Source organism: Providencia sp. wls1943 (assembly GCF_009706275.1).
Classification (GTDB): Bacteria; Pseudomonadota; Gammaproteobacteria; order Enterobacterales; family Enterobacteriaceae; genus Providencia; species Providencia zhijiangensis.
In genome coordinates this window covers 277,157-290,072 of record NZ_WLTU01000025.1, presented here as the reverse complement: position 1 = coordinate 290,072, position 12,916 = coordinate 277,157, and the positions used below count along the sequence as shown (strand labels likewise).

Sequence of the window (12,916 nt, the reverse complement as noted above, 5' to 3'; positions counted from 1 at the left end):
CCTGTTTTTAGTCTTGCGTTAAATCATACGCGAAAATTTATTTAGTGTCATTAAGACATTTATGTGTTGACTTATTTATGTCTATAGGACAATAATTAATTAAGGTCATAAAGACACTAATTGATTTCACAAAGACACTAAGCGGGGTAGGACATGTTAAATTTTAAATACTTCAAATCAGATTCATCGACATTCATTATTCAATCCATCAATGGGGCAGTACGTAAGCAAGGTAAAGGATTAAGTTTTTGGTATAACGCAGATAAAACGTCCATTGCGGCATTACCTTTGAACGCCCAAGAAGCGCCATTTATTTTTAATCTACAGACGGCGGATTTCCAAAGCTTACGCATTCAAGGACAAATTTCATTTCAGGTGAAATACCCAGAAAAAACAGCGGATGTCTTGAATTTTAACCTTGCTCAAGATGGTAAATCTTATGCGTCAGAAGACCCTTTAAAGCTGAGTGATAGGGTGGTTCGTAGTGCGCAAACTGTCATCCAAGCAAAAACGCAAAGTACCGATTTGCGAGATGCATTACTCATGGGGCAACCATTGGTGATGTTGGTTTCTCAACAACTGTCTGAGCATCCTGCTCTTGAATCGTTAGGTATAGAAATTTTGGATGTGGCTATTTCAGCTATTACACCGTCTCCTGAAACGCTCAAAGCGCTGGAAGCTCAAGCTCGGGAATCGATTTTGAAAGAAGCTGATGATGCGATTTATGCGAGACGCAAATTCTCCGTTGAGCAGGAAAGAACCATTAAAGAGGCTGAATTAGAAACGGATTTATCAGTACAAGCTAAGCAGCAGCAAATTGAAGAAGCCCGATTGGATAATGAGCGCACATTGCTGCGTGAACGTGCTGAAATTGAACAAGAAGAGTTGATAGCTCAGGTTAACTTGGAAGCTAAACGTAACGAGCTGGTGGCGCTGAGTGTTGAAAACCAACGTACTCAATCAGAAGCGGATGCTTATGCCATTGAAGCCAAAATGAAAGCCTATAGTCAATTGCCGGTGGAGAATTTGAAGGCGATGGCATTGGCGAAAATGAATCCAGAGCAGTTGATGGCGATGGCGTTTGAATCCTTGGCTCAAAACGCAGGTAAAATTGGTGAAATTAACTTCTCGCCAGATTTATTTGGTCAATTGATGAAAAAAGGAGCCAAACAATGAGTCAGCATGATGATGTTCGTTTTGTGTTGGTGATGCGAAAAACCCGTATGCAGGAGTTAATTGAGCGTTTCAATACCTGGTCACAAGCAAAATTTTACCTTGAACATAATGATGTTGAAGTGAGTGATTACCTACTTGAACATGATGTGTATCAGCGGCAGTTAATCCAAGCCGAGTCGGTGCTAAAAGGGATAGGGCGCTTTCAATTACTGGAAAGAAAACTGTTACCTAGCTACCAGTTTTCAGCACGAGATATCGTGGTGGTTATAGGGCAAGATGGTTTAGTGGCAAATACCCTCAAATACCTTAATGGACAGCCGGTGATCGCCATAAACCCAGAACCGACACGCTGGGATGGTAAATTACTGCCCTTTGAAATTGGACAGTTATCCGAGGTGGTGACGCGTACACTAACTGGAAAAGTGAATCAAAAATCCGTTACTTTTGCGCAAGCTACAACCAACGATGGACAAACGCTATTAGCCGTTAACGACCTATTTATAGGCCCTAAAAGCCATACATCCGCACGCTATAGAGTGAAATGGCAAGGGCAGCAAGAATTTCAATCGTCATCAGGGATTATTGTCTCGACAGGACTGGGGTCAACGGGATGGTTTCAATCTATTATTGCAGGGGCTCAGGCGATAGCAGGGACTCACTCTCATCCGTTATCGCAGGGATTTGGTTGGGATGAAAAACGGTTACAGTTCAGCGTAAGGGAACCTTTTCGCAGCCGAACGACAGGAACAGAATTAGTGTTTGGTACCATTGAGCAAACCTCGCCATTACAATTAGAGTCTTTAATGCCTGAAAATGGCGTAATTTTTTCCGATGGTATTGAAGATGATTATTTGAATTTCAACGCAGGTTGTATTGCCTCAATTGGGATAGCAGAAACGCAGGGGTTATTAATTGGTTAGATTAAAAAAAATCCCCGAATCATCAATCGAGATGTCGGGGATTTTTAATCAGTTTAACGCGTTAATTAATGGCGTTTTTGACGACGATTAAGGGTAAATCCGACAATACCAAATATAGCGACCAGACCCCACATCGGCCAGTTACTCCAACGAGCATAAGGGGTTAATCCCGTTGTTGGTGTGACTTCTGCAGCCAGTACCGCATCTTGGAATTGTGGCAGGATACCTTGAATGGAACCATCCGCATTAATGACCGCCGTTACGCCATTGTTGGTGGCGCGTAATAGCGGGCGACCAAGCTCTAATGAGCGCATTCTTGCCATTTGGAAATGCTGCCAAGGGCCAATCGACTCACCAAACCAAGCATCATTTGAAATTGTCAGTAAGTAGTCACTGTCAGGTTTGAAGTTATCTCTAACTTGAGTACCCAGAATAATTTCATAGCAAATGGTTGCTGTTAGATGAATATTACCAATCGCTAATTGAGGCTGTTGATAGTCTCCACGGCTAAAGCCTGACATCGGTAAATTAAAGAATGGCGCAAGTGGACGCAATAAATCTTCCAATGGGACGAACTCACCGAATGGGACTAAGTGATGTTTGTTATAGCGATTTTTAGTTGGGTAAAGGTAAGGTTTTCTATCTCCCAGTACAATGATGGAGTTATAGAATACCGAATCGCCATTGACGGGTTTAGCATCGACAGTACCTGTAATTAACCGCGTCTTAGTTTCATTCAGTAATGTGTCCAGCGCTTTGAGCCACGGCTGATTTTCCAATTCCACCACGGGAATGGCTGATTCAGGCCAAATAATCATATCGGCTTTGCCAATATAAGGGCTAGAAAGCTTGATATAGCGATCTTTGGTTTGCTGCAAAAAGCCCGCTTCCCATTTCATCGATTGAGGGATATTTCCCTGTACCAATGCCACTTCCATGGTTTTATCATTCAGAGGTGTGAACCACTGGACGTTTTGAGCTAACAGTGGAACCAGCAACAGCGCAGCAGCGCAAGCCAGAGGGATAAAGCGGCGGCGAATGGCTGCCAGAACGAGTAAGCCACTGATACTAAATAGCAGCAGGGTTATCATCTCAACACCAAAAATTGGCGCTAATGATTTCATCGGCCCATCAATCTGGGTATAACCAAATTGCAGCCATGGGAAGCCAGTCAGTACCCAACCACGCAGAAACTCTGTTACTTGCCACAGTGCAGGCGCCATCAAGACTAAGCGCCAAACATTGGCGTTGGGGGTGAGTTTATTGAGCAGCAGACCAAATAGGCCGGGGTACAGCGACAGATAGGCAGCCAGTAAGATAACGATAAATACGTTAACCGCATCCGGCATCCCGCCAAAATCGGCGATACTGACATATACCCAGTTGACACCGCTGCCAAATAAGCCAAATCCCCACGCGAACGCGATAGCAAAAGCTTGCTTGGCGGTTCTGTGTAGGGTTAATAGCTGGAGAAAGAAAATAGAAAGGAGAGCGGCAGGCCAGAAGTCAAAAGGCGAAAAAGCCAGTGTACCACTGGCTCCGAATAGTAAAGCCAGCAGCAGGCGTAGCCACTGGCTTTGATAAATAGAGGATAAGTTCATTAACTCTGTTCTTCATCCAAAGTAGGCACTGGGGCATCGTCAGGAATTTTCACTTGAAGCAGTATAATTCGACGGCTATCCGCCATGGAAACTTTAAACTGGTAGTTATCGATGGTTATGGTTTCACCACGGGATGGTAAGTGACCAAAGGCTTGCATGACTAAGCCCCCAACGGTATCTACCTCATCATCACTAAAATTCGTGCCAAAGGCGTCATTAAAGTCTTCGATTTGAGTCAAGGCGCGAACAGAGTACGAATGACGGCTCAGCTGGCGGATATCCACATCATCTTGGTCGTCATACTCGTCTTCAATCTCACCGACGATCAGCTCTAAAATATCTTCAATAGTCACTAAACCAGAGACACCGCCGAACTCATCAATCACGATGGCCATGTGGTAACGCTGGGAACGGAATTCTTTGAGTAAGCGGTCTACTCGTTTACTTTCAGGAACAACAACGGCCTGACGTAACACTTTATCAATACTGAATGGTTCTGCATCGGTACGCATAAATGGCAGTAAATCTTTTGCCATTAATAGCCCTTCAATATGATCTTTATCTTCGCTGATAACAGGGAAGCGAGAGTGGGCAGAATCGATGATGACATCGAGGCACTCATCAAGGCTTTGGTTACGTTTTAAGGTAACAATTTGAGAGCGAGGGATCATGATGTCACGTACCCGTTGATCAGCAATATCCATGACGCCTTCCAGCATTTCACGGGTATCCGGGTCAATTAAATCGTTTTGTTCAGAATCACGAATTAATTCGACCAAATCATCACGGTTTTTAGGTTCACCATGGAAAAGTTGGTTTAGCAATGCAAAAAAACCTTTCTTAGGCCCAGGGTTGTCACTACTCGAAGAGTTATCGTCGCTCATGGCGTTTAATTTATTATTCCTCAGTTAATTAGAAAAATCGCTAACCCATAGAGTTAGGTATGAATTGTTTAGCTTAAAACATTTTGTTTAGCGAAACAATTTATGGGTTAGCGTTGAAGCATATTCTTTACGTTTACAGACATCGTTTTACGTCTAAAAATGCTTGTTAACGTTAAAAATTATAGAGAGCTCACTCTTTTTCCGCAAGATACGGATCGGCATAACCCATTTCTGCGAGGATCTCGGTTTCTAATCCTTCCATTTCTTCAGCTTCATCATCTTCAATATGATCATAACCGAGTAAATGCAGGCAACCGTGAATCACCATGTGCGCCCAATGTTCTTCTTCACTTTTTTGCTGCTCGGCGGCTTCTTGTTCCACAACTTGGCGGCAAATAATTAAATCTCCTAACAACGGGAGCTCCACTTCAGGTGGCGCTTCAAATGGGAATGACAGCACGTTAGTCGGTTTATCTTTTCCACGGTAAGTCAGATTTAATTCATGGCTTTCGGCTTCGTCAACAATACGGATAGTGACTTCACTTTCAGCTTGAAACTTGGGTAATACCGCATTGACCCAGCGCTGAAACATCGCTTCAGAGGGTAAGCCGTCGGTATTTTCGCTCGCTATTTGTAAATCGAGAATAACATCGCTCATTTAGTGATTTTCCTGCTTTTCAAGCTCACGTTGTTGCTCTTTTTCTTCTTTCAGTTGCTGGCGACGTTTGCTGTCTTGTTCTTCCCATGCTTCATAAGCCATGACAACTTTTGCCACGACAGGGTGACGCACCACGTCTTCGCTATGGAAGAAATTAAAGCTTAAATCATCCACGTTCGACAACACTTCGATGGCGTGTCTTAAACCGGATTTGCTGCCTCTTGGCAAGTCGACCTGAGTAATATCCCCAGTGACGACGGCTTTAGAGTTAAAACCAATACGGGTTAAAAACATTTTCATCTGTTCGATGGTGGTGTTTTGGCTCTCATCTAAAATGATAAACGCATCGTTCAGTGTACGACCGCGCATGTAAGCCAGTGGGGCCACTTCAATCACATTACGTTCAATCAGTTTTTCAACTTTTTCAAAACCGAGCATTTCAAACAGCGCGTCGTATAGCGGGCGTAAATAAGGATCCACTTTCTGGCTTAAATCACCCGGCAAGAAACCCAATTTTTCGCCAGCTTCAACCGCAGGGCGGGTGAGTAGAATTCGGCGCACTTCTTGGCGTTCTAATGCATCGACGGCTGCTGCAACAGCAAGGTAAGTTTTACCCGTTCCCGCAGGACCAATCCCAAATGTAATATCGTGATCTAAGATATTGGCAATGTACTGCGCTTGATTTGGGGTACGAGGTTTGATCACGCCGCGCTTGGTCTTGATATTCACGGCTTTACCATAGTCAGGTACGCTTTCTGCGGATTGCTCAAGCACTCGGCTATCGACAATGGCAAGGTGAATATTTTCAGGATCAATGTCAGGGATCACACCGCGGATTGGCGCGGTATCAACGTACAGCTGGCGTAAAATCTTACTGGCAGCTTGGATATTAAGCGCTTTACCCGAAAGCTTAAAACGGTTGTCTCGGCGATTGATTTCAATACCAAGACGACGCTCTAATTGCTTAATATTGTCGTCAAATGGCCCGCAGAGGCTCATTAAACGCTGATTATCTGCGGGCTCTAAGAAAATCTCTTGTGTTGCGACTTGCAAAGGTTTGTTATCGGTCACTGAGTATCCTATCTTTAGGGTTGGAAGTTACCAACGCCAAGTTCATCTTCTTTACGGGTACGTGCAATCACGGATTCTGGGGACTCATGAACACGCAGATCCATTTGATCTTCAGTACGAATCACTTTACCGCGTAAAGAGTTGGTATAAACATCGACGATTTCGACATCAACAAATTTACCGATCATGTCCGGAGTGCCTTCAAAGTTCACTACGCGGTTATTTTCGGTACGACCTGAAAGCTCCATCACATTTTTACGTGAAGTGCCTTCCACTAAAATACGTTGTACTGTTCCCAGCATGGCACGGCTGAAGCTCATTGCTTGCTGATTAATGCGCTGTTGCAGCAGATACAGACGCTGTTTTTTCTCGTCTTCGCTAACATCATCCGGTAAATCCGCCGCTGGCGTACCTGGACGTGCGGAGTAGACGAAGCTGTAGCTCATATCAAAATTCACGTCTGCAATCAGCTTCATGGTTTTTTCGAAATCATCGTTGGTTTCCCCTGGGAAGCCAACAATAAAGTCGGAGCTGATCAGAATACCTGGGCGCGCTTCACGTAATTTACGGATAATCGCCTTATATTCCAATGCAGTATGCGCACGTTTCATCATGGTGAGTACGCGGTCAGAGCCACTTTGGACTGGTAAGTGTAAGAAACTTACTAGCTCAGGGGTATCGCGATACACTTCGATGATGTCATCGGTAAATTCAATTGGGTGGCTAGTGGTGAAGCGTACGCGGTCAATACCATCGATAGAGGCCACTAAACGTAATAATTCGGCAAATGAGCAGATTTCACCGTCGAACGTCTCGCCACGGTAGGCGTTAACGTTTTGACCCAGTAAATTCACTTCACGTACGCCTTGCGCCGCTAACTGTGCAATTTCAAATAGGATGTCGTCACAAGGGCGGCTAACTTCTTCACCGCGTGTGTATGGCACAACGCAGAACGTACAGTATTTGTTGCAGCCTTCCATGATAGAAACGAACGCGGTTGGGCCTTCAGCGCGAGGTTCTGGCAGGCGGTCGAATTTTTCAATTTCAGGGAAGCTAATATCAATAATTGGGCTGCGGTTACCTTGAATTTGGTTAATCATTTCCGGCAAACGGTGCAGAGTTTGCGGGCCGAAAACGATATCAACGCAAGGTGCGCGCTGGCGAATAAAATCGCCTTCTTGGGATGCGACGCAGCCACCGACACCAATGATGATGTCAGGGTTTTTGTCTTTGAAGAATTTCCAACGACCAAGCTGGTGGAACACCTTTTCTTGGGCTTTTTCGCGGATCGAACAAGTGTTTAATAACAACAGATCTGCTTCTTCAGCAATTTCAGTCAGTTGATAGCCGTGGGTGCTTTCTAATAAAGAGACCATTTTAGATGAATCGTATTCGTTCATCTGGCAGCCCCAAGTTTTCATATATAACTTTTTATTTGTCGACATGTCGTGTATCCGGTGTTTTCGAGGTCTAAAATGGGGACTTCGAAACGCGTTGTAAATCCAAAGTCCTACCCTATGATGATGGGGAAATTCACCGCATTTTGATTAAGAACAGCGTTCTGTATTGGATTAAATGCAAAAATCACCCAGTAATAACATGCTAAAATAATATCATCACCAAATACTTAAGGGCAGGCTATTTGCCTATTGTTTTAAAGATTGACGAGTATTGTATTCATTTGAGGCATCAGTGACCAGAGCCCGAGCGTAGATATTGCCTGCGGGGGTAAGAATTTTTCGGTATACTAAATAAATCAAACAGTTAATAGTAGCTATCATGATGAATAAACTAACTGAATTTTATGATGTTGTTGTGGTTGGTGCGGGAATGACCGGTGCTGCAGCGGCATTAGGGTTCGCCCAAGAAGGGATGAAAGTGGCTTTACTTGAGAAAGCCCAGCCTACCGAATTTGATGGGAGCAGTACGCCAGATGTGCGTATCTCGGCCATCAGCAGTGCCTCTATTGAATTGCTAAAGCAATTAGGGGCATGGAAACATGTAGAAGCGATGCGCAGCACGCCTTATCGTGAATTAGAAACTTGGGAAGAGCCGGGCAGCAATGTGATTTTTGATGCCAAAAGTTTAGGCTTACCTGAGCTTGGCTTTATGGTGGAAAACCGCGTTTTACAGTTGGCATTGTGGCGAGAGTGCGAACAGTACAGCAACCTTGAGTTAGTCTGCCCTGCGACGTTGGTGAATTTACATCAACCTCATGGGCAAAAACACTGGATGGTTGACTTGGAAGATGGGCGCGTTCTGGAAACCAAACTGGTAGTTGGCGCGGATGGTGCTAATTCTCAAGTGCGTAAAATGGCGGGTATTGGAAGCCGAGGTTGGCAATATCGCCAATCTTGTATGCTGATCACTATCCAAACGGATACGCCGCAGCAAGACCGTACATGGCAACAGTTTTTCCCATCAGGCCCAAGGGCATTTTTACCGCTGTATGATAACTGGGCATCCCTTGTGTGGTATGACAGCCCTGCTAAGATTCGCCGTTTGCAAAGTCTATCTATGGAGCAACTTACTGGTGCTATCTCGGAAGCGTTCCCAGAGCGACTCGGTGCAGTAAAAGCCATCGCATCGGGCGCATTTCCTTTAACTCGCCACCATGCAAGCCGCTATGTGATGGATGGTTTGGTGCTGATTGGTGATGCGGCGCATACTATCAACCCGTTAGCAGGTCAGGGGGTAAACCTCGGTTATCGCGATGTGGATGTGTTATTGAAGGTCATTTACCAAGCGCGTGAGTGTGTTGAGGCATGGGAGTCTTTGGATGTGCTTAAGCGCTATCAGCGACGCCGTTTACCTGACAACCTAGTGATGCAGGCGGGAATGGATATTTTCTATATGGCGTTCAGCGAGAATTTACCGGGTTTGAAAATGCTGAGAAACTTTGGCTTGATGACCGCGCAGCGTGCAGGCGAGGCGAAGAAATTAGCCCTGAAATATGCGCTTGGGCTGTAGCCTAACCCGTTTATGGTATTAATTTCTGTATCATAATCCGTTACCCAGATGTTTTGTCTGGGTAACTTTCCCGTTATTCACTATCTTCTTCGGTATTTAAGCCTTGCTCTCTCTTATCCAATAGCGGGATCCCATATTTTTCTCCCCACTCTTGCAGTGCATTAATCACCGCACTTAAAGATTCACCCGCAGGGGTCATTGAGTACTCAACTTTAGGCGGTACTTCGGGATAGACATGACGAGTAATTAGCCCGTCACTTTCGAGTTCTCGTAATTGTTTGGTCAGCATGCGCGGTGTAATGAAAACTAATTTCCTTTTTATTTCATTAAATCGCAGCGTTTTTCCCTGTAAATGATACAGGATCACGCCTTTCCCTTTTCCTCCCATTAGCTCTAATGAGGCTTCTACAGGGCATCCATCGTAGGTGTAGTTTGTGTAGCGTCTTTTTTTGATAGTATCCATTTGTATAGTATATGCCATTAATGTGCGTACTTGTCTGTTTGTACTTTTAACATTAGGATGTTCAAAATTCAATACAGTTTATTTAACTTAGAGGATCCCATGAACTTAATTAATGTTTTAAATACCCGTTATGCAACGAAAAGCTTTGACCCGAATAAAACGATTTCTGATGAAACTCTGACTGAGATAAAAGCGTTGCTCCAATTAAGCCCTTCGAGTGTCAACGTGCAACCTTGGCATTTTTTGATGGTAAGTAGCCCTGAAGCAAAACAAAAAATCATCAATGCGACGGCTGGCGGGTACTCATTCAATGAGGAAAAAATTCGCAATGCATCTCATGTCATTGTGATGTGTGGAAAAACAGAGTTGCCTGAGGATTATTTACTGCATCTTTTAGATCTCGAAGATGAAGAAGGGCGATATCTGAAAAGCGAATTTAAAGAGCAGAATCATATGGCTCGTTCATTTTTTGTGAATTTACATAAGAATGAATTGAAGGATTTGCCGCATTGGATAGAAAAACAAGTCTATTTAAATATGGGGGCTTTATTATTGGGTGCCGCGGTATTGGGAGTTGATGCATTACCGATGGAAGGCATTGACTTCTCAATACTGAATGATGAGTTTGGTTTAGATGAGAAAGGACTGAATGCGGTGACGGTTGTAGCTCTTGGGTATAAAACAGATGACGATTTTAATTCGTTATTACCTAAGGCTAGGCTTCCATTGGATGAGATTGTGACTGAACTTTAATTCACGCCATAAAAAATAAGCCGCATTTGCGGCTTATTTTCGTAGGGTATAAGTAAATTATTTATTATTAGCAATATCAACAGAAGTTGTAGCTTGAGCCGCTTCATCTTCAGTGATCATTGAATCTAATGATTCGTTTTTGGTTGCGAATGCATGAGCCAGTTTTTCAGTGTCTAACTCTTTTTCCCAACGAGCAACCACGATACAGGCGCAAGCGTTACCGACTAAGTTGGTCAGTGCACGGCACTCAGACATAAAGCGGTCGATACCCAGAATCAGTGCCATACCTGCAACAGGAATGCTTGGCACCACCATCAGCGTTGCCGCTAAAGTAATGAAGCCTGCACCGGTTACACCTGCCGCACCTTTAGAGCTGATCATCGCAACTAACAGCAGGGAAATTTGCTCCCAAAGTGTTAATTCAATATTGGTCGCTTGAGCAATAAACAGTGCCGCCATCGTCATATAGATGTTGGTGCCGTCGAGGTTAAATGAATAACCGGTAGGGATCACTAATCCAACGACGGATTTTTCGCAACCAGCGTGCTCCATTTTTCTCATTAAGCTTGGTAATGCCGCTTCAGAGGAAGAGGTACCCAGCACTAACCATAATTCATCTTTGATGTATTTGATAAGCTCGATAATCGAGAAGCCGTTATATTTAGCCACTGCACCCAGTACGACTAGAACAAACAGCAGCGAGGTGATGTAGAACGTCATGATCAGCATCATTAAGTTGCCAATAGACGAAATACCGTATTTACCAATGGTAAATGCCATCGCACCAAATGCGCCGATAGGTGCCAGTTTCATCAACATAGCAACCATTTTGAATACTGGTTCAGAGAAGTTTTGCAGCAGTTTAACGATAGGCTCACCGTGTTTACCGGTTGCTGCCAATGCTAAACCAAAAATCACCGAAATAAATAGGACTTGCAGAATGTTTCCGTTCACCAATGGGCTAATCACGGTGTCAGGAATAATATTCATGAAGAAGCCAACGATGGAAGATTCGTGCGCTTTTTCGACATAACCAGCAACTTTCGCATTATCTAAGGTTGCAGGGTCGATATTCAGTCCAGAACCAGGCTGGATGATGTTGGCGACGATTAAACCAATAATCAGGGCGACGGTTGAGAACGTGATGAAGTACAGCATCGCTTTACCAGCAACACTACCGACGGCTTTCATGTTGGTCATGCCTGAAATACCAGTTACAACCGTTAAGAAAATGACGGGAGCAATAATCATTTTCACGATTTTAATAAACGCATCACCCAACGGTTTTAATGACTCTCCGATGTCTGGGAAAAAATGCCCAAGAGCAATACCGAGAGTGATGGCGACAATGACCTGCACATATAAAATTTTATATAGTGGTTGTTTTATTATGTTTCGCATAAGTTTTCTCTGTAAAAATATTGTGTTAGAGCAATTATAATTATTGGTTTTTTAGAACATTGTTTTTATAAACAACTAAGCAGAGATGGATTGGAAAGTTGGACTAATTATTTCAGACGAAAGGGGGCTTACGTATTACTAATCTAATCTAACTGCAATTCGCCGCAAGATTACCACTTTACTTGGTTACGTGAAAATGACTCATATCACACTTCCGATATAAAAGTTGCGTAAAGGTAAATGGGATGTATCAAATGTTTTTGAAAAAGTTAAAAGGAAATTTAAAGGCAAAAAGTAATTTTTAAAAGCATTAAATAAATACCTTAATAAATGTATTTACGTCATGTTTTAGATAGGGAATTGAGAAGAGAATGGCTGGGGTACCAGGATTCGAACCTGGGGATGCCAGGATCAAAACCTGGTGCCTTACCGCTTGGCGATACCCCAACAAAAAGAAATGGTAGCTACGACGGGATTCGAACCTGTGACCCCAACATTATGAGTGTTGTGCTCTAACCAACTGAGCTACATAGCCATTGTATTTTCTTTACTGTGTGATTGTACTGCTTGGGAGGATAATAGATGGCTGGGGTACCAGGATTCGAACCTGGGGATGCCAGGATCAAAACCTGGTGCCTTACCGCTTGGCGATACCCCATCCGAGAATATCTATTATTTATTTTCACTAAGAAAATTAATTGTCTTTAAGATGGCTGGGGTACCAGGATTCGAACCTGGGAATGCCAGGATCAAAACCTGGTGCCTTACCGCTTGGCGATACCCCAATCTTAAATTCAATTTTAACCGAGAAGGAAAATGGTGCGGGAGACAAGACTTGAACTTGCACACCTTGCGGCGCCAGAACCTAAATCTGGTGCGTCTACCAATTTCGCCACTCCCGCAAAGAAATGGTGGCTATGACGGGATTCGAACCTGTGACCCCAACATTATGAGTGTTGTGCTCTAACCAGCTGAGCTACATAGCCATCTTTTTTTGCTTAACCTTCATCGGCGTTGCG

General features: G+C 43.8%; 11 protein-coding genes and 6 tRNA genes. 4 read left to right on the top strand and 13 right to left on the bottom strand.

All coding sequences use genetic code 11. From position 1 onward, the window contains the following. Window positions 1-153: 153 nt before the first annotated feature. Window positions 154-1,176, top strand: a complete 1,023-nt coding sequence (locus tag GKR48_RS15430; RefSeq protein ID WP_154604622.1) for an SPFH domain-containing protein — start codon at window positions 154-156, stop codon at window positions 1,174-1,176. Next, window positions 1,173-2,096, top strand: a complete 924-nt coding sequence (locus tag GKR48_RS15425; RefSeq protein WP_154628706.1) for a sugar kinase — start codon at window positions 1,173-1,175, stop codon at window positions 2,094-2,096. Before GKR48_RS15430 ends, GKR48_RS15425 begins: the two co-directional genes overlap by 4 nt. A gap of 65 nt (window positions 2,097-2,161) precedes the next feature. On the opposite strand, the gene lnt is transcribed toward GKR48_RS15425, so the two are convergent. From lnt to miaB, 5 genes are all read right to left on the bottom strand, one after another. Beyond that, complete coding sequence (gene lnt / locus GKR48_RS15420; protein ID WP_154628705.1) at window positions 2,162-3,697, bottom strand: apolipoprotein N-acyltransferase; 1,536 nt, start codon at window positions 3,695-3,697, stop codon at window positions 2,162-2,164. Then, window positions 3,697-4,581, bottom strand: a complete 885-nt coding sequence (gene corC, locus GKR48_RS15415; protein WP_154628704.1) for a CNNM family magnesium/cobalt transport protein CorC — start codon at window positions 4,579-4,581, stop codon at window positions 3,697-3,699. The genes lnt and corC overlap by 1 nt, the downstream gene beginning before the upstream one ends. A gap of 190 nt (window positions 4,582-4,771) precedes the next feature. After that, window positions 4,772-5,239 (bottom strand): rRNA maturation RNase YbeY, encoded by a 468-nt coding sequence (gene ybeY / locus GKR48_RS15410; RefSeq protein WP_154628703.1) that lies wholly within the window; start codon window positions 5,237-5,239, stop codon window positions 4,772-4,774. Next, complete coding sequence (locus tag GKR48_RS15405) at window positions 5,240-6,238, bottom strand: PhoH family protein (protein WP_225577265.1); 999 nt, start codon at window positions 6,236-6,238, stop codon at window positions 5,240-5,242. Window positions 6,239-6,324: 86 nt separating this feature from the next. After that, window positions 6,325-7,755, bottom strand: a complete 1,431-nt coding sequence (gene miaB / locus GKR48_RS15400; RefSeq protein WP_154628702.1) for a tRNA (N6-isopentenyl adenosine(37)-C2)-methylthiotransferase MiaB — start codon at window positions 7,753-7,755, stop codon at window positions 6,325-6,327. Window positions 7,756-8,092: 337 nt separating this feature from the next. On the opposite strand from miaB, the gene ubiF reads away from it, so the two are divergent. Beyond that, window positions 8,093-9,280, top strand: coding sequence for a 3-demethoxyubiquinol 3-hydroxylase (ubiF, locus tag GKR48_RS15395; RefSeq protein ID WP_154628770.1), 1,188 nt, complete (start codon window positions 8,093-8,095; stop codon window positions 9,278-9,280). A 73-nt stretch (window positions 9,281-9,353) separates the two neighbouring features. Here the strand turns inward: ubiF and GKR48_RS15390 are convergent, their stop codons facing one another. Next, complete coding sequence (locus GKR48_RS15390; RefSeq protein WP_195848263.1) at window positions 9,354-9,743, bottom strand: winged helix-turn-helix transcriptional regulator; 390 nt, start codon at window positions 9,741-9,743, stop codon at window positions 9,354-9,356. Between the two features lie 99 nt (window positions 9,744-9,842). Between GKR48_RS15390 and nfsB the strand changes: the two genes are divergently transcribed. After that, complete coding sequence (gene nfsB, locus GKR48_RS15385; RefSeq protein ID WP_154628700.1) at window positions 9,843-10,496, top strand: oxygen-insensitive NAD(P)H nitroreductase; 654 nt, start codon at window positions 9,843-9,845, stop codon at window positions 10,494-10,496. Between the two features lie 57 nt (window positions 10,497-10,553). Here nfsB and GKR48_RS15380 read toward each other — a convergent pair whose 3' ends face one another. From GKR48_RS15380 to GKR48_RS15350, 7 genes are all read right to left on the bottom strand, one after another. Continuing rightward, window positions 10,554-11,897: a dicarboxylate/amino acid:cation symporter gene (locus tag GKR48_RS15380; protein WP_154628699.1), complete on the bottom strand. Its 1,344-nt coding sequence runs from the start codon at window positions 11,895-11,897 to the stop codon at window positions 10,554-10,556. A 372-nt stretch (window positions 11,898-12,269) separates the two neighbouring features. Beyond that, window positions 12,270-12,344, bottom strand: a tRNA-Gln gene (locus tag GKR48_RS15375). An 11-nt stretch (window positions 12,345-12,355) separates the two neighbouring features. Then, window positions 12,356-12,432, bottom strand: a tRNA-Met gene (locus tag GKR48_RS15370). Window positions 12,433-12,480: 48 nt separating this feature from the next. Continuing rightward, a tRNA-Gln gene (locus GKR48_RS15365) sits at window positions 12,481-12,555 on the bottom strand. Between the two features lie 52 nt (window positions 12,556-12,607). Next, window positions 12,608-12,682: transfer RNA gene (locus GKR48_RS15360), tRNA-Gln, on the bottom strand. A gap of 32 nt (window positions 12,683-12,714) precedes the next feature. Then, a tRNA-Leu gene (locus GKR48_RS15355) sits at window positions 12,715-12,799 on the bottom strand. Window positions 12,800-12,806: 7 nt separating this feature from the next. Next, window positions 12,807-12,883: transfer RNA gene (locus GKR48_RS15350), tRNA-Met, on the bottom strand. Window positions 12,884-12,916 lie beyond the last annotated feature (33 nt).

Excerpts from the sequence above, each read along its gene's own strand:
- GKR48_RS15430 (WP_154604622.1), top strand. The coding sequence starts at position 154 with ATGTTAAATTTTAAATACTTCAAATCAGATTCATCGACATTCATTATT.
- GKR48_RS15425 (WP_154628706.1), top strand. The coding sequence starts at position 1,173 with ATGAGTCAGCATGATGATGTTCGTTTTGTGTTGGTGATGCGAAAAACC.
- lnt (WP_154628705.1), bottom strand. The coding sequence starts at position 3,697 with ATGAACTTATCCTCTATTTATCAAAGCCAGTGGCTACGCCTGCTGCTG.
- corC (WP_154628704.1), bottom strand. The coding sequence starts at position 4,581 with ATGAGCGACGATAACTCTTCGAGTAGTGACAACCCTGGGCCTAAGAAA.
- ybeY (WP_154628703.1), bottom strand. The coding sequence starts at position 5,239 with ATGAGCGATGTTATTCTCGATTTACAAATAGCGAGCGAAAATACCGAC.
- GKR48_RS15405 (WP_225577265.1), bottom strand. The coding sequence starts at position 6,238 with ATGAGCCTCTGCGGGCCATTTGACGACAATATTAAGCAATTAGAGCGT.
- miaB (WP_154628702.1), bottom strand. The coding sequence starts at position 7,755 with ATGTCGACAAATAAAAAGTTATATATGAAAACTTGGGGCTGCCAGATG.
- ubiF (WP_154628770.1), top strand. The coding sequence starts at position 8,093 with ATGAATAAACTAACTGAATTTTATGATGTTGTTGTGGTTGGTGCGGGA.
- GKR48_RS15390 (WP_195848263.1), bottom strand. The coding sequence starts at position 9,743 with ATGGATACTATCAAAAAAAGACGCTACACAAACTACACCTACGATGGA.
- nfsB (WP_154628700.1), top strand. The coding sequence starts at position 9,843 with ATGAACTTAATTAATGTTTTAAATACCCGTTATGCAACGAAAAGCTTT.
- GKR48_RS15380 (WP_154628699.1), bottom strand. The coding sequence starts at position 11,897 with ATGCGAAACATAATAAAACAACCACTATATAAAATTTTATATGTGCAG.